The organism is Variovorax sp. PMC12, assembly GCF_003019815.1.
Taxonomy (GTDB): domain Bacteria; phylum Pseudomonadota; class Gammaproteobacteria; order Burkholderiales; family Burkholderiaceae_C; genus Variovorax.
In genome coordinates this window covers 2,232,871-2,256,326 of the sequence record NZ_CP027773.1, presented here as the reverse complement: position 1 = coordinate 2,256,326, position 23,456 = coordinate 2,232,871, and the positions used below count along the sequence as shown (strand labels likewise).

General features: G+C 67.4%; 22 protein-coding genes. 4 read left to right on the top strand and 18 right to left on the bottom strand.

From position 1 onward, the window contains the following. The first annotated feature begins 59 nt into the window (after positions 1-59). From C4F17_RS10445 to C4F17_RS10430, 4 genes are read left to right on the top strand one after another with little or no spacing between them, the layout of a single operon-like run. Entirely contained in the window at positions 60-962 is a 903-nt protein-coding gene (locus C4F17_RS10445; RefSeq protein WP_106935185.1) for an AAA family ATPase, read from the top strand. Between the two features lie 15 nt (positions 963-977). Next, on the top strand, positions 978-2,192 hold the full coding sequence (locus C4F17_RS10440; RefSeq protein WP_106935184.1) for a vWA domain-containing protein: 1,215 nt from the start codon (positions 978-980) through the stop codon (positions 2,190-2,192). Between the two features lie 36 nt (positions 2,193-2,228). Then, positions 2,229-2,822 carry a CoxG family protein gene (locus C4F17_RS10435; protein ID WP_106935183.1) on the top strand — a complete coding sequence of 198 codons (594 nt, stop codon included), beginning with the start codon at positions 2,229-2,231 and terminating at the stop codon, positions 2,820-2,822. Positions 2,823-2,841: 19 nt separating this feature from the next. Continuing rightward, positions 2,842-3,864 (top strand): XdhC family protein, encoded by a 1,023-nt coding sequence (locus tag C4F17_RS10430; protein ID WP_106935182.1) that lies wholly within the window; start codon positions 2,842-2,844, stop codon positions 3,862-3,864. Positions 3,865-3,883: 19 nt separating this feature from the next. Here the strand turns inward: C4F17_RS10430 and mnhG are convergent, their stop codons facing one another. From mnhG to gyrA, 18 genes are all read right to left on the bottom strand, one after another. Then, a complete protein-coding gene (gene mnhG / locus C4F17_RS10425; protein ID WP_081266822.1) occupies positions 3,884-4,240 on the bottom strand; it encodes a monovalent cation/H(+) antiporter subunit G in 357 nt (118 codons plus the stop codon). Then, positions 4,237-4,515: a K+/H+ antiporter subunit F gene (locus tag C4F17_RS10420; protein WP_081266821.1), complete on the bottom strand. Its 279-nt coding sequence runs from the start codon at positions 4,513-4,515 to the stop codon at positions 4,237-4,239. Before C4F17_RS10420 ends, mnhG begins: the two co-directional genes overlap by 4 nt. Further along, entirely contained in the window at positions 4,512-5,003 is a 492-nt protein-coding gene (locus C4F17_RS10415; protein ID WP_081266820.1) for a Na+/H+ antiporter subunit E, read from the bottom strand. The genes C4F17_RS10420 and C4F17_RS10415 overlap by 4 nt, the downstream gene beginning before the upstream one ends. Continuing rightward, positions 5,000-6,670 carry a monovalent cation/H+ antiporter subunit D gene (locus C4F17_RS10410; RefSeq protein ID WP_081266938.1) on the bottom strand — a complete coding sequence of 557 codons (1,671 nt, stop codon included), beginning with the start codon at positions 6,668-6,670 and terminating at the stop codon, positions 5,000-5,002. The genes C4F17_RS10415 and C4F17_RS10410 overlap by 4 nt, the downstream gene beginning before the upstream one ends. A gap of 41 nt (positions 6,671-6,711) precedes the next feature. Next, positions 6,712-7,062 (bottom strand): Na+/H+ antiporter subunit C, encoded by a 351-nt coding sequence (locus C4F17_RS10405; RefSeq protein WP_106935181.1) that lies wholly within the window; start codon positions 7,060-7,062, stop codon positions 6,712-6,714. After that, positions 7,062-10,010: a monovalent cation/H+ antiporter subunit A gene (locus C4F17_RS10400; RefSeq protein WP_106935180.1), complete on the bottom strand. Its 2,949-nt coding sequence runs from the start codon at positions 10,008-10,010 to the stop codon at positions 7,062-7,064. Before C4F17_RS10400 ends, C4F17_RS10405 begins: the two co-directional genes overlap by 1 nt. 76 nt (positions 10,011-10,086) lie before the next feature. Beyond that, positions 10,087-10,464, bottom strand: a complete 378-nt coding sequence (gene crcB, locus C4F17_RS10395; protein ID WP_081266817.1) for a fluoride efflux transporter CrcB — start codon at positions 10,462-10,464, stop codon at positions 10,087-10,089. A 76-nt stretch (positions 10,465-10,540) separates the two neighbouring features. Beyond that, a complete protein-coding gene (locus tag C4F17_RS10390) occupies positions 10,541-10,858 on the bottom strand; it encodes a ComEA family DNA-binding protein (RefSeq protein ID WP_081266816.1) in 318 nt (105 codons plus the stop codon). 137 nt (positions 10,859-10,995) lie between these two features. After that, a complete protein-coding gene (gene lapB, locus C4F17_RS10385) occupies positions 10,996-12,165 on the bottom strand; it encodes a lipopolysaccharide assembly protein LapB (protein ID WP_106935179.1) in 1,170 nt (389 codons plus the stop codon). Then, positions 12,155-12,493 (bottom strand): LapA family protein, encoded by a 339-nt coding sequence (locus C4F17_RS10380; RefSeq protein ID WP_081266814.1) that lies wholly within the window; start codon positions 12,491-12,493, stop codon positions 12,155-12,157. The genes lapB and C4F17_RS10380 overlap by 11 nt, the downstream gene beginning before the upstream one ends. A 57-nt stretch (positions 12,494-12,550) precedes the next feature. Further along, complete coding sequence (locus C4F17_RS10375; protein WP_081266813.1) at positions 12,551-12,877, bottom strand: integration host factor subunit beta; 327 nt, start codon at positions 12,875-12,877, stop codon at positions 12,551-12,553. Positions 12,878-12,948: 71 nt separating this feature from the next. Further along, entirely contained in the window at positions 12,949-14,637 is a 1,689-nt protein-coding gene (gene rpsA, locus C4F17_RS10370) for a 30S ribosomal protein S1 (protein ID WP_081266812.1), read from the bottom strand. 204 nt (positions 14,638-14,841) lie between these two features. Then, on the bottom strand, positions 14,842-16,854 hold the full coding sequence (locus C4F17_RS10365) for a bifunctional 3-phosphoshikimate 1-carboxyvinyltransferase/cytidylate kinase (RefSeq protein ID WP_106935178.1): 2,013 nt from the start codon (positions 16,852-16,854) through the stop codon (positions 14,842-14,844). A gap of 1 nt (position 16,855) precedes the next feature. After that, the gene (locus C4F17_RS10360) at positions 16,856-17,746 is read right to left on the bottom strand and encodes a prephenate dehydrogenase (protein WP_106935177.1); all 891 of its coding nucleotides are present in this window, start codon (positions 17,744-17,746) and stop codon (positions 16,856-16,858) included. A gap of 20 nt (positions 17,747-17,766) precedes the next feature. Continuing rightward, positions 17,767-18,891 (bottom strand): prephenate dehydratase, encoded by a 1,125-nt coding sequence (pheA, locus tag C4F17_RS10355; protein ID WP_081266809.1) that lies wholly within the window; start codon positions 18,889-18,891, stop codon positions 17,767-17,769. A 29-nt stretch (positions 18,892-18,920) separates the two neighbouring features. Further along, positions 18,921-19,988: a 3-phosphoserine/phosphohydroxythreonine transaminase gene (gene serC / locus C4F17_RS10350; RefSeq protein ID WP_234382874.1), complete on the bottom strand. Its 1,068-nt coding sequence runs from the start codon at positions 19,986-19,988 to the stop codon at positions 18,921-18,923. Between the two features lie 69 nt (positions 19,989-20,057). After that, positions 20,058-20,639: a DUF2059 domain-containing protein gene (locus C4F17_RS10345; protein WP_081266807.1), complete on the bottom strand. Its 582-nt coding sequence runs from the start codon at positions 20,637-20,639 to the stop codon at positions 20,058-20,060. Beyond that, entirely contained in the window at positions 20,636-23,281 is a 2,646-nt protein-coding gene (gene gyrA / locus C4F17_RS10340; protein WP_081266806.1) for a DNA gyrase subunit A, read from the bottom strand. The genes C4F17_RS10345 and gyrA overlap by 4 nt, the downstream gene beginning before the upstream one ends. Positions 23,282-23,456 lie beyond the last annotated feature (175 nt).

Here is a 23,456-nt window from a genome sequence, read left to right as displayed (position 1 = left end):
TTCTCGAAGAGGAGGCGCGGCGCACGCTGGCCTGCCCTGGCTCTCCGCTACGCTTCGCCATGATCTTTCCGACCATCGACTCCCTCTCCGACGGTTTGATGCAGGCCGGCTACTTCGCCGACCGGCGCCTGGCGACGGCCGTGTTCCTGGCGCTCAAGCTGCAGCGGCCGCTGCTGCTCGAGGGCGAACCCGGCGTGGGCAAGACCGAGCTGGCCAAGGCGTTGTCGACCGCTCTGAACCGCGAGCTGCTGCGCCTGCAGTGCTACGACGGGCTGGAGCAGCGCGAGGCGCTCTATGAATGGAACTACGCGGCGCAACTGCTGCACATGCGCGCAGCCGAAGCGACGGGCGCCGCACGCGACGTGGAAGCCGAGGTCTACCAGCCGCACTACCTGATCCGCCGCCCCCTGCTGCAGGCACTGCAGACCCCTGCGCCGGGGGCCGTGCTGCTGATCGACGAAGTGGACCGCGCCGACGAGCCCTTCGAGGCCTTCCTGCTCGAGTACCTGGGCGAGTACCAGGTGAGCATTCCGGAGCTGGGCACGGTGCGCGCCGTGGTGCCGCCCGTCACCATCCTCACGAGCAACCGCACGCGCGAACTCAACGACGCGGTCAAGCGCCGCTGCCTCTACCACTGGCTCGACTATCCCGAGCGCGAACGCGAGCTGGCCATCGTGCGGGCCCAGGTGCCGCAGGCCAGCGAGAAGCTGTCGGCACAGGTGTCGGCCTTTGTCGCGCGGCTGCGCGAGGCGCCTTTCGTCAACGCTTTCCAGCGCGCGCCCGGCATTGCCGAGAGCGTGGAGTGGGCGCGCGCGCTGATCGCGCTAGACACCGTCGAGCTCGATCCCGAAGTGGTGGTCGACACCGCCGGCATCCTGTTCAAGCAGCGCGACGACGTGGCCGCGCTCACGCAGGAGCTGGCGTCCGACCTGCTGCGTCCCGAGGAGCCGGCCGCGCGCTGAGCGCGCTGGGCACGCATGGCCGGCATCCAGCAACTCGGCGACGTCCGCAGCGGCAAGCTCGCCGGCAACATCACCGCCTTCGGCCGGGCGCTGCGCCGTGCCGGCGTACGCACCGACGCGGCGCGCATCGCGCTGGCCGCCGAGGCCGCCACGCTGGTGGGCGTGGAAGACAAGCTCGACCTGGGCGCGGCGATGGAAGCCGTGATGGTCAGCCGCGAGCAGGACCGCATGGTGTTCCGCGAGCTGTTCGACGCCTGGTTCCGCGACCCGGAACTGGCCAACAAGCTGCTCGCGCAGATGCTGCCCACCGCCGAGGGCAAGGCGGAGCCGTCGAAGCGCCGCCCGCGCGTGCGAGAGGCGCTCACCGCGCCGCGCAAGGCCGCCAAGCCTGCCGAGCCCGCCAAGCCCGACCGCGAGATCGAGTTCGACGCCGCCATGACGTCGAGCGACCGCCAGCGGCTGCAGCATGCCGACTTCAACGCGCTCGGCGCATCCGAATACCGGCTGGTGGAGCGGCTCGCGCGCGACATCTCGCTGCCGGTTCCGTCGCTGCCGTCGCGCCGCCTGCGCGCGGCGGGCGATGCCGGCCGGCAGCATGCGCGCATGCACTGGCCCGGCGTGCTGCACGAGGCTGCGCGCACCGGCGGCGAGATCCTGCGGCTGCCCCGGCTGGCGCGCCGCGAACAGCCCTTGCCGCTGCTGGTGCTGGTCGACGTCTCGGGCTCGATGGAGCGCTATGCGCGCCTGCTGCTGGCCTTTCTCCATGCGGCAACCCGCCGTGCCGGCCGACGCGACGTGTTCGCCTTCGGCACCGACCTGACGGACCTGACGCCCGCCTTCCGGCTGGCCGACACCGACGACATGCTGGTCGCCGCCGGCGTGGCGATCGACGACTTCGCGGGCGGCACCCGGCTGGGCGCTTCGCTGGCCGAACTGCGCCGCGCCCACGCCCGCCGCCTGACCGGTCGCCGCACGCTGGTGCTGGTGATCAGCGACGGCCTGGACACCGGGGAGCCCGAAGTGCTGCAACAGGAGATGCTCTGGCTCAAGCGCCATTCGCGCCGGCTGCTGTGGCTCAACCCGCTGCTGCGCTTCGAGGGCTACGCCCCTCTGGCCCGTGGGGCCGCCGTGCTGCACCGCCATGCGGACGCGATGCTCGCGGTCCACAATCTCAACGCGCTCGAGCAGCTGGCCGCCAGCCTCGCCGCCCTGATGCGAGCCGGACGTTGACACGTCCGGCAGCGCCGAAAAAAAAGGAAGCCCACCATGGAAATGCTCGGAAACCGCCACCTCGGCATCACCCAACAACAAGCCTGGGAAGCGCTCAACGACCCCGAGACGCTGAAGAAATGCATTCCCGGCTGCGACAAGTTCGAGCTGACGGGCGACAACACCTACAGCGTCGCGCTCGCGGTGAAGATCGGGCCCGTGTCGGCCAAGTTCAACGGCAAGGTGGTGCTGTCGGACATCGTGGCGCCCAACGGCTACAAGCTGAGCTTCGAGGGGCAGGGCGGCGTGGCGGGGTTCGCCAAGGGCTCTTCCAGCGTCACGCTCAAGCCGTCGGAAGGCGCCGCCGCGCCCGATGCCGGCTGCGAGCTCGACTACACGGTACAGGCCCAGGTCGGCGGCAAGATCGCCCAGCTCGGGCAGCGGCTGATCGACGGCGCGGCCAAGTCGACCGCCGACGACTTCTTCAAGCGCTTCGAGGCGGAGATGCAGAGCCGCTACGGCCCGCCGCCGGCCGCCGCCCCCGAGGGCGCCGAAGCGCCCGCCGAGAAGACGGGCGTCATGTCCGGCCTCATGAAGAAGATCGGACTCGGCAAGAAGGACGACCCGGTTCCGCCGGGCGACGCCGCCTGAGGAACCGAGGGAGCGAGCCATGGAAAACCTCGACGTCATGGTGCTGCGCACGCTGCGTGATTGGCGGCGTGCCGGCAAGCGAGCGCTGCTGACGACCGTGGTGCGCACCTGGGGCTCGTCGCCGCGGCCCGTGGGCTCGATCATGGCCCTGGCCGAAGACGGCGCGGTGGTCGGCTCGGTCTCGGGCGGCTGCATCGAGGACGACCTGATCGCGCGCTACAGCCATGCCCACGGCAAGGGCGAAGACGTGCCGCTGGGCGCGCCTCCCGCGCTCGTCAAGTACGGCATCACCGCCGACGAGGCGCACCGCTTTGGCCTGCCCTGCGGCGGTACGCTGGAGCTGCTGCTCGAATACGCGCCCGATGCCGATTCGCTCGACCTGCTGGTGGCGCAACTGGAGCAGGGCCGGCTCATGCGGCGCACCGTCACGCTGGCCACCGGCGCGGTGCGGCTGGCGGAAGCCAAGGCGCCCGACGAGCTCACGGTGAACGACACCGAACTGACCAACACCTTCGGGCCCGAATACCGCATGCTGCTGATCGGCGCCGGCCAACTCGCCGAGTACCTCGCGACCATGGCCAAGTTCAGCGGCTTCGCGGTCACGCTGTGCGACCCGCGCGCCGAATACCGCACCGCATGGTCGCTGCCCGGCGTGCACATCACCATCGAGATGCCCGACGACGCGGTGCTGGCCTTCCGGCCCGACCGCCGCAGCTGCGTGGTGGCGCTCACGCACGACCCCAAGCTCGACGACCTGGCGTTGCTGGAGGCCCTGCGGAGCGAGGCTTTCTACGTCGGCGCCATCGGCTCGCGGCGCAATGCCGACGCGCGCCGCGACCGCATGATCGAGCACTTCGACCAGACCGACGAATCGCTGGCGCGGCTGCGCGGGCCCATCGGCATCTACATCGGCAGCAAGACGCCGCCGGAGATCGCGGTGAGCGTGATGGCGGAGATTCTCGCGGTGAAGAACGCGGTGACGCTGCCGCGCGAAATGGAGGTGGCGCGGGCCAAGGAGATGCAGCAGCTGCAGCCGAGCTGAGCGTGCCCGGGCGGCTGCCTCAGTTCGACTTGGCTTCAGGGGGCACGTCGCCGCCCTTTTGCCGTTCGCGGAACAGCGCCGCGCGCATGAGGAAGATGGTGGTGATCGGAGCGGTGAGCGCGATGAACAGCACGATCAGCACCGCGTGCAGGAACAGGCTGAAGCCCTGCACCGAGAAATACACGATGGTGGCCACCGTCATGCACCACACGCCCACCGTCGCGCCCAGCGTGGGCGCGTGGATGCGGCGGAAGAAGGTCGGCATCCGCAGCAGGCCGAAGGAGCCGATGGCCGCGAAGGCCGCGCCCAGCACGGCGAATACGGCGGTGATGATCTCGGCCCACAGCGGCAGCGGGCCAATGATGAAATCGTTCATTCGATCACCTCCCCGCGCAGCAGGAACTTGGCCATGGCCGTGGAGCCGACGAAGCCGAACAGCGCGACCAGCATGGCCGCCTCGAAGTAGACGTTGCTCGCGTAGATGATGCCGAGCACCAGCATCATGAGCATGCCGTTGATGTAGAGGCAGTCGAGCGCCATGACGCGGTCTTGCGCGGTGGGGCCGATCAGCAGCCGCGAGAGCGCGCACAGCATGGCCACGGCCAGCAGGAACAGCGCGAACTTCAGGGCCCAGAAGAGGACGGGTGTCATGACTCGAAGATCTCCATCAGGGGGCGTTCGTAGCGCTGCTTGATCATCGCGATGAAGGCGGCCTCGTCGTCGAGGTCGAACACGTGGATCAGCAGCGTGCTGCGGTCGAACGACACTTCGCCCCAGGCGGTGCCGGGCGTGAGGCACATGATCATCGCGAGCACTGCCAGCCCGTTGGGGTCGCGCATGTCGAGCGGTATCTGGACGAACTTCGAGGCGATGCCGCTCGTGCGGCGGGTGAGCAGCAGCCGGGCCACGTCGTACGCCGACTTGAGCATGTCGAAGGTCACCAGGAACGACAGCCGCAGCGCGACGCCGGGCCTGCGCATGCGCACGGCGGCCGGGCGCAGGCTCTCGGTCAGCAAAGGCACTGCAATGGCCAGGATCACGGCCGAGACCAGCGTGCTCGCCTCGAGCGACTGGTTGAGCAGCAGCCAGACGACGAATAGCGCGAACGACAGCGGCGGTGAAGGCAGCAAACGCTTCATGGGGCCGCGCCTTCCTGTTTCTTCTCCGCCGCGGGCACGGGGTTGGGCACCTGCCGGGCGCCGAACACCGCCTGGCGATAGGCCACGGGGTTCTTCAGGCCCTGCGCCGTGGCCATGGCATGGCGCATCACGGGCTCGGCCCACACGGTGAGCGCCACGCAGGCCGCCAGCAGGCCCGCCACGGGCAGCACTTCGAGCGCGGGCAGCGAGGGCATGGTGGCGTGCGGCTGGGTCCAGAAGTGGCGGATGCCGGTGCGGCTCAGCGCGATCAGCGACAGGAAGCCCGAGACGATCAAGAGCGCAAGGAAGGCCCAGCCGGCGGTGCCGGGCGTCGCGCCCCCGAGCACCCCCGAGAGCATTGCGAACTTGCCGATGAAGCCCGACAGCGGCGGCAGGCCCGCCAGCAGCAGCGTGCAGCCCATGAAGCTCAAGCCCAGGAAGGCCACGCCGGCCGGGATGGCGCGGCCGTAGAGCGCCTGCGCCTCGTCGTCGAGGTTCACGTCGGCGAGCGCGCGCAGGTCTTCGGCAAGAAAGGGCGCATTGCCCGCCGCCTCGTGCGGCGCGACGCTCATGCCGGCGTTGCGCCAGCGCTCGATCATGTCGGTCAGCAGGAAGAAGGCGCTGACCGCGAGCGTGGAGCTCAGCATGTAGTAAAGCGCGCCGGCCCACACGGCGGGCTGGCCGAGGCCGACCGCCGCGAGCAGGGTGCCGGCGGACACCAGCACGCTGAAGCCCGCAAGGTTGGACAGCCGCTGCGTACCGACGATGCCGATGGCACCCACGAACAGCGTGGCCAGCCCGGCGGCCACCAGCGCGGCCTGGCCGAAGGCGGCGGAGTCGCCGGTGTCGGGCGCGAACAGCGTGGTCCACAGCCGCAGGATCGTGTAGATGCCGAGCTTGGTCAGCAGCGCGAACACCGCGCCCACCGGGGAGACCGCCGCGCTGTAGGCCGGCACCAGCCAGAAGTTGAGCGGCCACGCGCCGGCCTTGGCGAAGAAGGCGGTCGCCAGGATGGCCGCCGCCGCGTGCACCAGGCCACGGTCGCCCGGCGAGAGTTCGGCGATGCGCATGCCCAGGTCGGCCATGTTCAGCGTGCCGGTCACGCCATAGAGAATGGCCGCGCCGATCAGGAACAGCGAAGACGCCGCGAGGTTGATGGCGATGTAGTGCAGGCCCGCCTGCACCCGCAGCCGGCCGGAGCCGTGCAGCAGCAGGCCGTACGACGCGGCCAGCATCACCTCGAAGAAGACGAACAGGTTGAACAGGTCGCCGGTGAGGAATGCGCCATTCAGGCCCATGAGCTGCAGCTGCAGCAGCGGATGGAAGTGCACCCCCGCGCGGTCCCAGCGCGAGGTGGAGTAGATCGAGGCCGCGAATGCGATGACGCCGGTGAGCGCGACCATCATGGTCGAGAGCCGGTCGGCCACCAGCACGATGCCGAAGGGCGCGCGCCAGTTGCCCGGCAGGTACACGCCGATGGAGCCGGGGCCGCCGCCGGTTTCGGGCGCGTTCACCCAGCGCAGCAGCGCCAGCGCCGCCAGCAGGCCCACCAGGCCCGAGACCACGCTCAGCGCCGACTTGGCGCGGCGGCGGTTCTCGCCCAGCAGCAGCATTAGCGCGGCCGTGAGCATGGGCACCAGGATCGGCACCGCCACCAGGTGCGGCATGCTGAACTCGAGCAGTTCGTCGAGCAGGTGAAAAACTTCCTTCACTCCGCCTCCTGCCGCTCTTCACCGTCCACGTGGTCGGTGCCGGTCAGGCCGCGCGAGGCGAGCATCACGACGAGGAACAGCGCCGTCATCGCGAAGCCGATCACGATGGCCGTGAGCACCAGCGCCTGCGGCATCGGGTCGGCCGTGTTGGCCAGCGTGGCCTCGAAGCCCTTGACGAGCACCGGCTCGCTGTCGACCTTGAGCCGGCCCATGCTGAAGATGAACAGGTTGACCGCGTAGGAGATCAGCGTCAGGCCCATGATGACCTGGAAGGTGCGCGGGCGCAGCAGCATGTAGACGCCCGAGCCGGTGAGCACGCCGATGGCGAGTGCGAGCACGGCCTCCATCAGCGGGCCCCTCCGGCGGCGGTGACGGCGGCGGCCGCTTCGGCCTCTTTTTCGGCCTGTTCATCGGCCCAGCGGTGGCTTCTTATGGACTGGTGGGCCAGCGCGGTCAGGATCAGCATGGTGGCACCGAGCACCAGCGCGAACACGCCGATGTCGAAGAAGAGGGCGCTGGGCACGTGCACCTCGCCCAGCAGCGGCAGGTGCAGGTGCGCGGTGTGCGTGGTCAGGAAGGGGTAGCCCAACACCACCGCGCCGCTGCCGGTGGTGAGCGCGAACAGCAGGCCGATGGCGATCCAGCGGCGCGGGTAGATGCGCAGGTGCTCCTCCACCCACTCGGTGCCCGAGACGATGAACTGCAGCACCAGCGCGACCGACATCACCAGCCCGGCGACGAAGCCGCCGCCCGGCGCGTTGTGGCCGCGCATGAAGAAGTAGACCGACACCAGCACCGCCAGCGGCAGCAGCAGCCGCACCAGCACGGCCGGCACCATCAGGTAGCCGACGGCGGTGTCCTTGGCGCGGCGCGGATTCAGCAGGTCGCTGCTGCCGTCGTCGACCTGCAGGCGCTGCTGGATCGGCAGCGCCATCGATTCGATCGCGGGGCGAAAGCGCCGCAGCAGCGCATACACCGTGAGCGCGACCACGCCCAGCACGGTGATCTCGCCGAAGGTGTCGAAGCCGCGGAAGTCGACCAGCATCACGTTGACCACATTGGTGCCGCCGCCTTCGGTGAGCGCGCGTTCGAGGAAGAAGGGGGAAATGCTCTGCGGGAAGGTCCGCGTCATCATGGCCCAGGCCAGCGCGGCCATGCCGCCGCCGGCAATGGCGGCCACCAGCAGGTCGCGGCCGCGGCGCCCCCAGGGCCGCAGCCGCGCGCGCGCAGGTTGGACGGCGTCCTTGCTGCGCATCGGCAGCCAGCGCAGGCCCAGCAGGATCAGCACCGTGGTCACCGCCTCGACCACCAGCTGCGTGAGCGCGAGGTCGGGCGCGGAGAACCAGATGTAGGTCACGCACGAGACCAGCCCCGCGCCGGAGGCGAGCATCAGCGCCGCGAGCCGGTGGAACTTGGCCTGCCAGGCGGCGGCCAGCGCGCAGGTGCCGCCGATGAGCCAGGTCATTGCGAACATCGGCGAGAAGGGCAGCGGCTCGCGCGTGCCGGGCGCCGCGGGCGTGGCCCAGAGCGACGCGGCCGCGCCCGCCACGGCCACCACCACGAGCAACAGCAATTGCCACTGCATGCGTTTGGTGCCGAACAGGCGGCGGCTGCGTCGGCCGGTTTCGCTCAGCAGCGCGAGCAGGTGCTCGAAGATGACCTGGCCGTCGAAGCGATGCAGCAGGGGGGTGTTCTCGAGGCCGCCGCCCGCGCGCTGGCGGCGCTGCAGCAGGTACAGCATGGCGCCGCCCAGCAGCGCCACGAAGCTCATCACCAGCGGCAGGTTGAAGCCGTGCCACACGGCCAGGCTGTATTCCGGCAGCGTGCCGCCGACCACGGGCGTGGCCGCGGCGGCGAGCATCGGGCCGACCGACCACGCCGGCGCCACGCCCACCACCAGGCACACCAGCACCAGCAGCTCGACCGGCACGCGCATCCAGTGCGGCGGCTCGTGCGGGTGCTTGGGTACTTCGTCGCCGCAGGGCGGGCCGAAGAACACGTCGAACACGAAGCGCGCCGAATACGCCACGCTGAAGACGCCTGCGATGGTGGCGATGACCGGCAGGCTGAAATCGACCCACGGCGTCGACTGGATGAACACCGTCTCGGCGAAGAACATTTCCTTCGAGAGAAAGCCGTTGAGAAGCGGCACGCCGGCCATCGAGGCGCTGGCGATGATGGCCAGCGTGCCCGTGATGGGCATCAGCCGCATCAGGCCGCTGAGCTTGCGGATGTCGCGCGTGCCCGTCTCATGGTCGATGATGCCGGCCGCCATGAACAGCGACGCCTTGAAGGTCGCGTGGTTCATCACGTGGAAGACGGCGGCCACGGCGGCCAGCGGGCTGTTCAGGCCCAGCAGCAGCGTGATGAGCCCCAGGTGCGAGATGGTCGAGTAGGCCAGCAGCGCCTTCAGGTCGCGCTGGAACATGGCGATGAAGCCGCCCAGCAGCAGCGTGATGGCGCCGGCACCGCCCACCAGCCAGAACCATTGCTCGGTGCCCGAGAGCACGGGCCACAGCCGCGCCATCAGGAACACGCCCAGCTTCACCATGGTGGCCGAGTGCAGGTAGGCCGACACCGGCGTGGGCGCGGCCATGGCGCGCGGCAGCCAGAAATGGAACGGGAACTGCGCGCTCTTGGTGAAGGCGCCCAGCAGCACCAGCACCAGCGCGGTGGGGTAGAGCGCATGCGCGCGGATCAGGTCGCCCGAGGCCAGCACCACGTCGAGCTCGTAGCTGCCGACGATGCGGCCCAGCACCAGCACGCCGGCCAGCAGGCACAGCCCGCCCGCGCCGGTGACGGTGAGCGCCATGCGCGCGCCGCGCCGTGCGTCGCGGCGGTGGTGCCAATAGCCGATCAGCAGGAAGGAGAAAAGGCTGGTGAGCTCCCAGAACAGCACCATCTGGATCAGGTTGCCCGAGAGCACCACGCCCATCATCGCGCCCATGAACGCGAGGAAGAAAGAGAAGAAGCGCGGCACCGGGTCGGAGGCCGACATGTAGTAGCGCGCATAAAGCACCACCAGTGCACCGATGCCCAGCACCAGCATGCAGAACAGCCATGCGAAGCCGTCCATGCGGAACACCAGGTTCAGCCCGAGGGCCGGAAGCCATTCGATTTCTTGCCGGAGCACATTGCCGTGCGCGATCTGCGGGAAGAACCATGCGGCCTGGATGGCGCAGCCCAGCGCCACGAGCCCCGCGAGCGTCGACTCCCTGTTGCGCGCGTTGGAGGGCATCAACGCGGCCAGCACGCTGGCAATGAAAGGGAGTGCGACGAGAAAGACCAGGGGCATTGTGGTTGATTCTATCGGCGGCCCCTATCAAAGGCCTTATCTATAACCGCAAGACATAAGGCAGTTTTCTGGACATTCAGGCCGAGAAAGCCTGCACGGTTCGAAAGCCCAGCCACGTGAGGCACAGCGAGCCGCCCAGGTGCAGCATGAGCGTGGCCAGCGCGAGGCCGAGCCGGCCGTTCATCAGCATGCCGACGACCTCGGCCGAGAAGCTGGAGAAGGTCGTCAGGGTGCCGAGGAAGCCGGTGATGACCATCAGGCGCCAGGCCGGGTCGATGTCCGGCAGGCCGTTGAACACGCCGATGGCGATGCCGATGAGGTAGCCGCCGATCAGGTTGACCGCCAGCGTGCCCCAGGGCAGCACGCCTCCGGGGTTGAGCCAGGTGGCAAAGCCCCAGCGCATGAGGGCGCCGACACAGGCGGCAAGGCAGATGACGAGGGCGTTCAGCAGCATGCGCTGGATTATCCGCAAGCTGTCGCCCCAAATGGAAAAGCCGCCCGGAGGCGGCTTCGTGATGTGCTGGCGACGCTCAGGACTTCGAGGCCTTGGCCGCCTTGGTCTCCTTCGGCGCGGCGGCCGCGCCGGAGAAGCCCTGGCCGTTGACCGTCAGGCCCTCGGCCGACAGCTTGGCGGCCTTCTTTTCCTTCACGCCTTTCACGCGCTGCATGAAGTCGGGCCAGTCCTTGAATTCCTTTTCCTTGCGCGCTTCGATGATGCGCTTCGACATGGAGGGCCCCACACCCTTGAGGCCGTCGAGTTCGGCGACGGTGCCCTTGTTGGCATCGACCGCTGCGAACGAGGTGATGGCGAACAGCATGGCCGTGGTGGCCAACAGCTTCTTGAACATTTGAAAACTCCCTGTGATTTGTTGATGTGACAGACAGCCGACGAGCACGTCGGCCCGGGCACAACGGGGTCAGGGAGCGGGGCGTTGACGCCCTGGGGCCGCAATCGCCTCAGGGTGACCATTGTTCTGAATTGTGGTCAGAGTTCTTCCACGCGGCGGGGTGGATAGCTGTCCCACGCCTGGCAGCCGGGGCAGTGCCAGAAGTACTGGTGCGCCTCGAAGCCGCACGCCGCGCAGCGGTAGCGCATCAGCGGCCTGGTGGCCTGGTCGAGCGCCCGTTGCACCTGCGGATGGAACTGCTCGTGCTCGAAGCGTTCGCCCGCCAGCCAGCGCGATGCGGCCACCAGCGAAGGCTGCTGCGCGAGGTGGGCGATGTAGCCGTCGCGCGGCGTGGGGTGCGGATCTTCGGCGGTGGCGGTGGGCTTGCCGCCGAGGGCGATCAGCGCCTCGAGCACGTCGATCGACGGCGATTCGACATAGCGCCGCTGCAGCAGCGCGAGCGCCTCGCCTTCGCGGTGCGCGCCGACGGCCGCCTGCTGCAGCGTGGCGGCATAGAGCGGCAGCGCGAGCGGCGCGGTTTCGCTGAGCGCCACGAGGGTGTCGAAGGCCGCGGCCGGTTCGCTCTTGCGCAGCTGGAGGTTGGCGGTGTCGATGGCGGGACGCGGCGCCTGCGGCGCCAGCTCGACGGCCTGCGCGAGCAGCTTGGTGGCGCCGGGCAGGTCGCTGGCAGCCACGCGCTCGGTGGCCTGCTCGCACAGGTGGTGTGCGCGGCGCGTGGCGTAGCTCGCCTGATCCGATTCGTCGAGCTTCTGGGCCACGTCGGCGGCCTGCGCCCACTCGCGCGAGCGCTCGTAGATGGCCAGCAGCGACAGGCGGGCCTCGTTCTCGTAGCGCGTGCCTTCGAGCTTCTGCAATGCGGCTTCGGCGCGATCGAGCAGGCCGGCGCGCAGGAAGTCTTGCGCCAGGGCGTGCTGCGCGCGCTCGCGGTCGCTGCGGCTCAGATCGCCGCGGCCCAGCAGGTGCTCATGCACGCGCACGGCGCGCTGGTATTCGCCGCGGCGGCGGAACAGGTTGCCGAGGGCGAAGTGCAGCTCCTGTGTGTCGGGGTCGTTCTGCACGGCCTCGATGAAGGCGTCGATGGCCTGGTCCTGCTGCTCGTTGAGCAGGAAGTTCAGGCCGCGGAAGTAGGCCTTGGGGGCTTGCCTGTTCTCGAGCTTGAGCTGGCGGATGTCGAAGCGCGATGCGAGCCAGCCCAGCACGAAGGCGATGGGCAGGCCGATCAGCAGCCAGCTGGGATCAAAGTCCATGTTGACGTACGGCGGGAAGGTCGGGGGCGGAAGTGGGCTGGGCCGCTGCAGGAGCGGCCACGGCCGCCGATGCCGCGGGGGACGGTGCTTCGGCGGGGACTGCAGGCAACTGCGCCGCCGCGGTACGGTGTTTCCACCAGCCCGGCAGCATGCCGAGCGCACCCACCACGAGCCCGCCGGCAAAGGCCGCGAGCACGACGAGCACCAGTGGTGCGCGCCAGTAGGTGCCGAAGAAGAAATAGACGGTCGCGTCGTGCTGGTTGTTCAGCGCGAAGGCGAATAGCGTAAAAAAAATGGCTGCCTTGAGCAGCCACAGGAGGTATTTCATAGCCGTTCCCGTTGCCGGGAGCATTCTACGTTTGCAGGCATTCTGATCGTCCGTGCGTCAGGCCTTGCGGGCCTTGGCTTCCTTGTCCGCGTCGAGCTCGGCTGTCTTGGCATCCACGGCTTCGCGCAGCGCCTTGCCGGGCTTGAAGTGCGGCACCCGTTTTTCGGGAATCTGCACGCTCTCGCCCGAACGCGGGTTGCGGCCGATGCGCGGCGGACGGCGGTTGACCGAGAAGCTGCCGAAGCCGCGGATTTCGATGCGGTGCCCGCGCACCAGGGCGTCGCTCATCGCGTCGAGGATGGTCTTGACGGCGTATTCGGCGTCGCGGTGCGTCAGTTGCGCAAAGCGGGCTGCGAGTTCTTCGACGAGGTCTGAGCGGGTCATGGGCCAAACAAAAACGTGGACGAAAAAAAAGACAGAGCGGCCCCAGGGCCTGCTCTGTCTCCGGACTCAGCTTACTTGTTGTCGCTGTTGTCGAGCTTGGCGCGCAGCAGTGCGCCCAGGCTGGTCGTGCCCGCGTTTTCGCGTGCCGACTGCTGGCTCAGGCTGGCCATGGCGCCTTGTTCGTCGACCATGTCCTTCTGCTTGATCGACAGCTGGATGTTGCGGGTCTTGCGATCCACATTCACGACGATGGCGGTGACTTCGTCGCCTTCCTTCAGCACGTTGCGGGCATCTTCGACGCGGTCGCGCGAGATTTCCGAAGCACGCAGGTAGCCGATGATGTCTTCGCCGAGGTCGATTTCAGCGCCGCGGGCGTCAACCGTCTTGACCTTGCCGGTCACGATCTGGCCCTTGTCGTTCACGGTGGTGAACGTGGTGAACGGGTCGCTGTCGAGCTGCTTGATGCCCAGCGAGATGCGCTCGCGGTCGACGTCGACTGCCAGCACGATCGCTTCGACTTCCTGGCCCTTCTTGTAGTTGCGAACGGCGGTTTCGCCGGCTTCGTTCCACGAGAGGTCCGAGAGGTGAACCAGGCCGTCGATGCCGGCAGCCAGACCCACGAACACGCCGAAGTCGGTGATCGACTTGATCGGGCCCTTGACGCGGTCGCCACGCTTCGTGTTCTGGGCGAACTCTTGCCACGGGTTGGCCTTGCACTGCTTCATGCCCAGGCTGATGCGGCGCTTGTCTTCGTCGATTTCCAGGACCATGACTTCGACTTCGTCGCCCAGCGAGACGATCTTGTTCGGAGCGATGTTCTTGTTGGTCCAGTCCATTTCGGAGACGTGCACCAGGCCTTCGATGCCGGGTTCGAGTTCGACGAACGCGCCGTAGTCGGCAATGTTCGTGACCTTGCCGAACAGGCGGGTCGATTGCGGGTAGCGGCGCGAAACGCCCATCCACGGATCGTCGCCCATTTGCTTGAGACCCAGCGAGACACGGTTCTTCTCGGTGTCGAACTTGAGGATCTTGGCGGTGATTTCCTGGCCGGCCTGAACGACTTCGCTCGGGTGGCGGACACGGCGCCATGCCATGTCGGTGATGTGCAGCAGGCCGTCGATGCCGCCGAGGTCCACGAACGCACCGTATTCGGTGATGTTCTTGACCACGCCGCGCACGACTGCGCCTTCCTTCAGCGTTTCCATCAGCTTGGCGCGTTCTTCGCCCATGCTGGCTTCGACCACGGCACGGCGCGACAGCACGACGTTGTTGCGCTTGCGGTCGAGCTTGATGACCTTGAATTCGAGGGTCTTGTTCTCGTACGGGGTCAGGTCCTTGATCGGACGCGTGTCGATCAGCGAGCCCGGCAGGAACGCGCGGATGCCGTTGACCAGGACCGTGAGGCCGCCCTTGACCTTGCCGCTGGTGGTGCCGGTGACGAAGTCGCCCGATTCCAGGGCCTTCTCCAGGGCGAGCCACGAAGCCAGACGCTTGGCGGTGTCGCGCGAGAGGATGGTGTCGCCGTAGCCGTTTTCAACGCTGCCGATGGCAACGGAAACGAAATCGCCGGCCTGAACTTCGAGTTCGCCCTTGTCGTTCTTGAACTCTTCGATCGGCACATACGCTTCGGACTTCAGACCGGCGTTGACGACGACGTGGTTGTGTTCGACACGCACGACTTCGGCCGTGATGACCTCGCCGGTGCGCATTTCGGAACGCTTCAGGGACTCTTCGAATAGGTCGGCAAAAGATTCAGACATTTATGGTTCCTTCCGTCAGGCAGGGTTGGCAGGCGCTCATGCGAAATTGCGTGCGGCTGCTGTGGGTCTGTAGACGGCGGTTTTGTGGGCTTTTTGGATATAAACCCGGGTTGGTTGAACAACCAGCAGGCCGGTGCGCTGTCGCGCGAAGAGAGCCTGCTGGAGCGGTATGCGCCTTCGGATATTCCGTCTGGCGCCAGCTTTTCAAGCGGACTTGAAAGGCTGTACTTGCTGCCACCAGTCCAACACCTGGTCGATCGATTGCTCGATGGACAGCTGGGAGTTGTCGAGGTGGCGGGCGTCCTGCGCCGGCTTGAGGGGGGCGACGCTGCGGGAGGAATCCCGGGCATCACGCGCTTCCAAGTCGGAGCGAAGACTGTCGAGTGTAGTCGAAATACCCTTTGAAATCAACTGCTTATGGCGCCGTTCGGCGCGCTCGGCGGCGCTGGCCGTGAGGAACACCTTGAGCGCCGCGTCGGGGAAGATCACGGTGCCCATGTCGCGGCCGTCGGCCACCAGCCCGGGCAACTGGCGAAAACGCTGCTGCAGGGCCAGCAGCGCCGCGCGCACGGCGGGCAGCGTGGAGACGCGGGAGGCGTCCATGCCGGCCGCCTCGGTGCGGATCTCGTCGCTGACGTCTTCGCCGGCCAGCAGCACCTTGCCCTCGGTGAATTGCAGGGGCAGGCCGGCGGCGAGGGCGGCGATCTGCGCTTCGTGCTGGGCGTCGGCGCTCAGGCCGGCGCGGCGCATGGCCAGGCCTGTCACGCGATAGAGCGAGCCCGAATCGAGGTAGTGGTAGCCCAGCAGCCGCGCCACTTCGGCCGCCAGCGTGCCTTTGCCGGAGGCGGTCGGGCCGTCGATGCAGATCACCGGCACCTCCGTGGCCTCGGCCACCGAGAACAGGGTCTCGAAATAGTCGGGGAAGGTCTTGGCGACGCAATGCGGATCGAGGATGCGCACCGGCACGCCCGCCGGGTTGAACGCCGCGAGCGAGAAGCACATGGCCACGCGGTGGTCGTCGTAGGTGTGGATGCTCGCGGGACGCCAGCCGGCCTGTGCCAACGGGTGCACGCGGATGAAGTCCGGCCCGGCCTCGACGGCGGCGCCGAGCTTCTTCAGCTCGTTGGCCATGGCGTCGATGCGGTCGGTTTCCTTCACGCGCCAGCTCGCGATGTTGCGCAGCGTGGTCGGGCCGTCGGCATACAGCGCCATGACGGCCAGCGTCATTGCGGCGTCGGGGATGTGGTTGGCGTCGATGTCGATGGCCTTGAGCGGCCAGGCGCCGCGGCGCACTTCGAGCCAGTTGGGGCCGCTGTCGACCTGCGCGCCCATCTGGCGGGCTGCGTCGATGAAGCGGATGTCGCCCTGGATCGAATCGGCGCCCACGCCCTCGATGCGGATGCCGTTCCTGCCGGAAACGCCGGTCGCGATGGCGCCCAGTGCTATGAAATAGCTGGCGGAAGAAGCATCGGCCTCGACGTGGATGTCGCCAGGCGAGCTGTACTGGCTGCCGGCCGGAATCGTGAAGCGTTCCCAGCCGTCGCGCCGCACATGGATGCCGAAGCGCGCCAGCAGGTTCAGCGTGATCTCGATGTAGGGCTTGGAGATCAGCTCGCCGACCACCTCGATCACGATGTCGTTGGCTGCAGCCAGCGGCAACGCCAGCAGCAGCGCGGTCAGGAACTGGCTCGACACGTCGCCGCGTACGCGGATCGGCGCATCGAGCGCCAGTTCACCGTGCGGCACCGGGTGGATGCGCAGCGGGGGATAGCCGGGGTTGCCGAGGTGGTCGATGCGGCAGCCGAGCTGGGTCAGTGCGTCGACCAGGTCGCCGATCGGGCGCTCGTGCATGCGCGGCACGCCGCTGAGCTCGAACTCGCCGCCCAGCAGCGACAGCGCCGCAGTCAGCGGACGCATCGCGGTACCGGCGTTGCCGAGGAACAGCGGCAGCAGCGCCTCGCTGGGCTGGAGCTGGCCGCCGAGGCCGGTGATGCGCAGGGTGTTGCCGTCCGGATCGATGCCGCAGCCGAGCGCGCGCAGCGCGGTGAGCATCACGCGCGTGTCGTCGGAATCGAGCAGGTCGTGGATGGTGGTGGTGCCGCTGGCGAGCGCCGCCAGCAGCAGCACGCGGTTGGAGATGCTCTTGGAGCCCGGCAGCCGCACCGTGCCGGCCGCGCCCGCGAGGGCCGGCAGGTCGAGGAAGGTGGTCGAGAACATCTCAGTTGTCCTGCTGCTGCGACGAAGTGTCGGTGGCCGGCTTCCAAGCCGCGCGGGCCTTGCTGGCGGTGGCGATGGATTGCTCCAGCCCTTGCAGGTCGCCCGCCGTCATCAGTGCCTCGAGGTCTTGCAGCGCCTTGCGAAAAGCCTGCGACTGCTGCAGCACCTGTTCGCGGTTGGCCAGCAGCACGTCGCGCCACATCACCGGGTCGCTTGCGGCAATGCGCGAGAAATCGCGGAAGCCCGGGCCCGCGAGGCTCAGGAAGCGGTCGCCCTGGGGCTGGCTGGCGATGGCGTTGGTGTATGCGAAGGCCAGCAGGTGCGGCAGGTGGCTCACGGCCGCGAAGGCGGCGTCGTGCTCTTCGTGCGTCATGGTGACCACATGCGCGCCGATGCCGCTCCACACCTGCGAGGCCCGCTGCACGTTGGAGCGCAGCGTGGTCTTCACGGGCGTCAGCACGACCTGGCGGCCGTTGAAGAGCGAGGCCTCGGCATGCTCGATGCCCGACAGTTCCTTGCCCGCGATCGGGTGTGCCGGCACGAAGTTCGCGAACTGGCGCTGCAGCCCGTTGCGGGCGGCTTCGATCACGTCGCCCTTGGTCGAGCCGACGTCCATCACGAGCGTTTCGCTTGCGATGCCATGGCGGATGGCCTTGAACGTGGCCTCCGACGCGGCCACCGGCACCGCCAGCAGCACGATGTCGGCGCCCGACACCGCCAGCAGCGCCGAAGGCGCCGCCACGTCGATCACGCCGAGCTGGCGTGCCCGCTCAGTGGTGGAGGGCGACTTGCTGTAGCCCACCACGCGTTTCACCAGCTTCGCGCGCTTGAGCGCGAGCGCGAAGGAGCCGCCCATCAGGCCGCAGCCGATCAGTCCCAGTTGTTCGAACATGCTGTGTGTCTGCCTGCCGCTCAGGACTTGACGGGGTAGGCGCCCAGCACCTTGTAGAAGGCGCAGAGTCCGCGCAGTTCGGCCAGGGCCGCGGCCACGTTCGGCTGCGAGGGGTGGCCGTCGAGGTCGATGTAGAAGTAGTACTCCCACTGGCCGGTGCGCGCGGGGCGCGACTCGAAGCGGGTCATCGACACGTTGTTGGCCTTCAGCGGAACCAGCAGGTCGTGCACCGCGCCGGGCCGGTTCGGCACCGAGACGATCAGGCTGGTGCAGTCGCGGCCCGAGGCCGGCGGCATGGCCAGCGTCTGCGGCAGGCAGATGACGGAGAAGCGGGTGCGGTTGTAGGAGTCGTCCTGGATGGCGTGCGCCACGATGTGCAGGCCGAAGCGGGTGGCGGCGCGTTCGCCGGCCAGCGCGGCCCAGGCCGGATTGGTCGACGCGAGGCGGGCGCCCTCGGCGTTGCTCGACACGGCGCGCCGTTCGGCATTCGGGAGGTGCTTGGACAGCCAGGTCTGGCACTGGGCCAGCGCCTGCGGATGGGCCAGCACGGCTTCCACGCCTTCGAGCGAGTTGCTGCTGCGCAGGAGGTGGTGGCGCACCAGCAGGCTGACTTCGCCGACGACATGGGTGGGCGAGTGCAGGAACAGGTCGAGCGAGCGCGTGACGACGCCTTCGGTCGAGTTCTCGACGCCGACCACGCCGTACTGGGCGCTGCCGGCGGCCGTGGCGTGGAAAACTTCGTCGAAGCTGGCGCAGTAGATCAGGTCGGCGGCGCCGCCGAAGTACTCGATGGCGGCCTGTTCGCAGAAGGTGCCCTCGGGGCCCAACACGGCGACGCGCTGCGGCGATTCGAGCGCCAGGCAGGCCGACATGATTTCGCGCCAGATGGCCGCCACGTGGAGATCCTTGAGCGGACCGCCATTGCTCTTCTGCATCTTGTCGATGACCTGCGCCACGCGATCAGGGCGGAAGAACGGCGTGCCCTCGCGCTTCTTGACCTCGCCGACCAGCTCGGCCACGTGGGCCCGCTCGTTGAGCAGGCTGAGCAGGCGCTGGTCGAGCGAGTCGATCTGCACGCGCAGATCGGCCAGGCTCTCGGAGTTATCGGAAGGTGAAGAGGGTGGTGTGGGGGCGGAGGCGGTCATCGGTGCGGGCAACTGAGCGGAGCATGCGCCTAGGCATGCGATCGCTCGAATTCTCGCATGTAGCCCACCAGCGCCTGCACCCCTTCCAGCGGCATGGCGTTGTAAATGCTGGCGCGCATGCCGCCGACCGACTTGTGCCCCTTGAGTTGCAGCAGCCCGGCTTCGCGCGCACCGGCCAGGAAGGCTTCGTTGCGCCCTTCGTCCGCCAGGAAGAACGGCACGTTCATGCGCGAGCGGCAGTTGGGGTCGATGCGGTTGGCGTAGAAGTCGGAGCCGTCGATGTAGTCGTACAGCAGCTTCGCCTTGGCGATGTTGCGCTGCTCGATGGCCGCGACGCCCGTGAGGTCGCCTTCCTTTTGCTGCAGCAGCCACTGGAACGTGAGCCCTGCCATGTAGATGCCCCAGGTCGGCGGGGTGTTGTACATGGAGTTGTTGTCGGCCACGGTCTTGTAGTTGAACGCGCTCGGGCAGATCTCGAGCGCGTGGCCGAGCAGGTCGTCGCGCACGACGACGATCGTCAGGCCGGCCGGGCCGAGGTTCTTCTGCGCGCCGCCGAAGGCCAGGCCCACGCGGCTCCAGTCGACGCTGCGCGAGGCAACGTGCGAAGAGAAATCGATGACCAGCGGGGCATTGCTGCCCAGCGCCGCCAGGTCGGGCAGCTGCTGGAACTCGATGCCGTTGATGGTCTCGTTGGAGCACACGTGCACGTACGAGGCGTCCTTGGACAGCTGCCAGGTCGCGGGATCGGGCAATCCGGTGTGCTGGTCGTCGGCATTGCTCGCGGCCACGCGCGCGGTGCAGTAGCGCTGCGCTTCCTTGTGCGACTTGGTGCTCCAGCTGCCGGTAATGACGAAGTCGGCGGTCTTGCCGCGCGACAGGTTCAGCGGAACGATGGCGTTCTCGCCGAGGCCGCCACCCTGCATGAACAGGATGTGGAAATTGGAGGGCACGGCCAGCAGCGTGCGGATGTCGGCTTCGGCCTGCGTGCAGATCGAGCCGAACTCCTTGCCGCGATGGCTCATTTCCATCACGCTCATGCCGCTGCCGTGCCAGTCGAGCATTTCGGAGGCGGCGCGTTGCAGCACCGCTTCCGGCATGGCAGCCGGGCCGGCCGAAAAGTTGTAGGGGCGCTTGCCGGCCGGCGTCTGCTGCTGGGTCACGTTGCTTTACTTCTTGGCTGGTGCCTTGGCCGGGGCCTTGGCGGCGGGGGCGGCGGCATCGGTCGGGGCGCCGAGGGCCTTGGCGACGTTCTCATCGAGTGCGCGCATCTTCGGTTCGATGGTGGCGCGCGTGTCGGCCACCAGCTTTTCCGTCAGTGCGGTCTGCATCTTCGGGTTCAGCTCCTGGTACTTCTTGCTCAGGGGCGAGTTGATCCAGGCCAGCAGCTGCTTGAGCTCGTCTTCGCTGAAGTTCTGCTCGAGCAGCGGGGTCAGGGCGCCAGGAGCCAGCTGCACTGCCTTGTCGCGCACGATCGGGTAGGCGTCGTCGAAGTACTTCTTCAGCTCGGCGTCGGCAGCCTTGGCGGCAGACTCGCGCTTGGCTTCCGGCACCTGCGTCTGCAGGTACTGCGAACCCGCCTGTGCGATCGGAGCGCTCGATTGCTCGACCAGGCCGCGCGCCAGCGATTCGATGCCGGGACGCTGGATGTCGATGAACTGCTTGATGAGCGTGGCCTTGTCCTGGGCCATTGCGGCCATCGAACTGCTAGCCAGGGCGACCGTCAGAAGTGCGAGTTTGATTTTTTTCACTGAGGATTCTCCGTTGAAGATGAGGAAGTATCGTCCGCGTCAGGCTCGGTTTCGCCATTCGCGTCGTTTTCGACGATACGTTGCAGCCCGCTGAGTTTGGCGCCTTCGTCGAGTCCGATCAGCGTGACGCCTTGCGTCGCACGACCCAGTTCGCGAATCTCGGCAACCCGCGTGCGTACAAGCACGCCCTTGTCGGTAATGAGCATGATCTCATCATCCGAATGCACGAGTGTGGCGGCAACGACCTTGCCGTTGCGCTCACTCTGTTGAATCGCGATCATGCCTTTGGTTCCGCGGCCGTGGCGCGTGTATTCCGTAATGCTTGTGCGTTTTCCGTAACCGTTTTCGGTCGCGGTGAGCACGCTTTGCTGCTCGTCCTCGGCCACCAGCATGGCGATCACGCCCTGGCCCGGGTCGAGCGACATGCCCCGCACGCCGCGCGCGTTGCGGCCCAGCGGGCGGACGTCTTCCTCGTCGAAGCGCACGGCCTTGCCGCCGTCGCTGAAGAGCATCACGTCGTGCTTGCCGTCGGTCAGGGCGGCGCCGATCAGGTAGTCGCCCTCGTCCAGGTTCACGGCAATGATGCCGCCCTTGCGCGGGTTGTTGAACTCGTCGAGCGCGGTCTTCTTGACGGTGCCCATCGAGGTCGCCATGAACACGTACTGGTCGGCCGGGAAGGTGCGCTTTTCGCCGGTGAGGGCGAGGGCGACGTTGATCTTCTCGCCTTCCTGCAGCGGGAACATGTTGACGATCGGACGGCCGCGCGAGCCGCGGGAACCCGCAGGCACTTCCCATACCTTGAGCCAGTACAGCCGGCCGCGGTTCGAGAAGCACAGGATGTAGTCGTGCGTGTTGGCGATGAAGAGCTGGTCGATCCAGTCGTCTTCCTTGGTGGCCGTGGCCTGCTTGCCGCGGCCGCCGCGCTTCTGGGCGCGGTACTCGCCCAACGGCTGGCTCTTGATGTAGCCGCTGTGCGAGAGCGTCACCACCATGTCGGTCGGGGTGATCAGGTCTTCGGTCGAGAGGTCGTAGGCGCTGTGCTCCACCAGGCTGCGGCGCGCGCCAACCTTCGACTGGCCGAACTCCTGCTTGATGGTGCCCAGCTCGTCGCCGATGATGGTCGAGACGCGCTCGGGCTTGGCCAGGATGTCGAGCAGGTCGTCGATCTCGGCCATGACGTCCTTGTACTCGGCCACGATCTTGTCCTGCTCGAGGCCGGTCAGGCGCTGCAGGCGCATCTGCAGGATTTCCTGGGCTTGCGTGTCCGAGAGGCGATAGAGGCCGTCGCCGCCCATGCCGTACTGGCGTTCGAGGCCCTCGGGGCGGTAGTCGTCGGCGTTGATCACGCCGCCGTCGGCGCGCGAGCGCGTGAGCATCTCGCGCACCAGCTTGCTGTCCCAGCTGCGCGTCATGAGCTCGGCCTTGGCGACCGGCGGCGTGGGCGATTCGCGGATGATGCGGATGAACTCGTCGATGTTCGCCAGCGCCACTGCCAGGCCTTCGAGCACATGGCCGCGCTCGCGTGCCTTGCGCAGATTGAAGACGGTGCGGCGCGTGACCACTTCGCGGCGGTGCTGCAGGAAGACCTGGATCAGGTCCTTCAGGTTGCACAGCTTGGGCTGGCCGTCGACCAGCGCCACCATGTTGATGCCGAAGGTGTCCTGCAGCTGAGTCTGCTTGTAGAGGTTGTTGAGCACGACCTCGGGCACTTCGCCGCGCTTGAGCTCGATCACTAGGCGCATGCCCGACTTGTCGGACTCGTCCTGGATGTGGCTGATGCCTTCGATCTTCTTCTCGTGCACCAGCTCGGCCATGCGCTCCTGCAGCGTCTTCTTGTTGACCTGGTAGGGGAGCTCGTCGACGATGATCGCCTGGCGCTGGCCGCGGTCGATGTCCTCGAAGTGGCATTTGGCGCGCATCACGACCTTGCCGCGGCCTGTACGGTAGCCGTCCTTCACGCCGTTGATGCCGTAGATGATGCCGGCGGTGGGGAAGTCGGGCGCCGGCACGATTTCCATCAGTTCGTCGATGGAGGCTTCGGGGTTGCGAAGCAGGTAGAGGCAGGCGTCGACGACCTCGTTCAGGTTGTGCGGCGGAATATTGGTGGCCATGCCGACCGCAATACCGCCCGAGCCGTTCACAAGCAAATTGGGCAACTGGCTCGGCAGCACCTTCGGCTCTTTTTCGGAACCGTCGTAATTGTCCTGGAAGTCGACAGTTTCCTTGTCGATATCGGCCAGCATTTCGTGCGCAATTTTGGCCAGCCGGATTTCCGTATAACGCATTGCGGCCGCGTTGTCTCCATCGACCGACCCGAAGTTGCCCTGGCCGTCGACCAGCATGTGGCGCATGGAGAAGTCCTGGGCCAGCCGGACGATGGTGTCGTAGACCGACTGGTCGCCGTGCGGGTGGTACTTACCGATCACGTCACCGACGATACGGGCGGACTTCTTGTACGGCCGGTTCCAGTCGTTGTTGAGTTCGTGCATCGCGTAGAGCACGCGCCGGTGTACTGGCTTGAGGCCGTCACGGGCGTCGGGAAGCGCTCGGCCGACGATCACGCTCATGGCGTAATCGAGATAGCTGCTGCGCATTTCCTCTTCAAGACTGATGGGCAGGGTTTCTTTTGCGAAGGAGGTCATGAACGAGGTGCTGGCGGCAGGAAGGTGAAATTTTACGCTGTGAGGGGTGTCGCACCGCCGCAACACAAGGCCTCTATTCCGCCTCCGTCCTACGCTTCGGGGCCGTCCTGCGGCCTGTTTGCCAAAGACCCTATGGCACAATCGCCTCAACGTTTTGGGTGGTGGTCACTTAAAG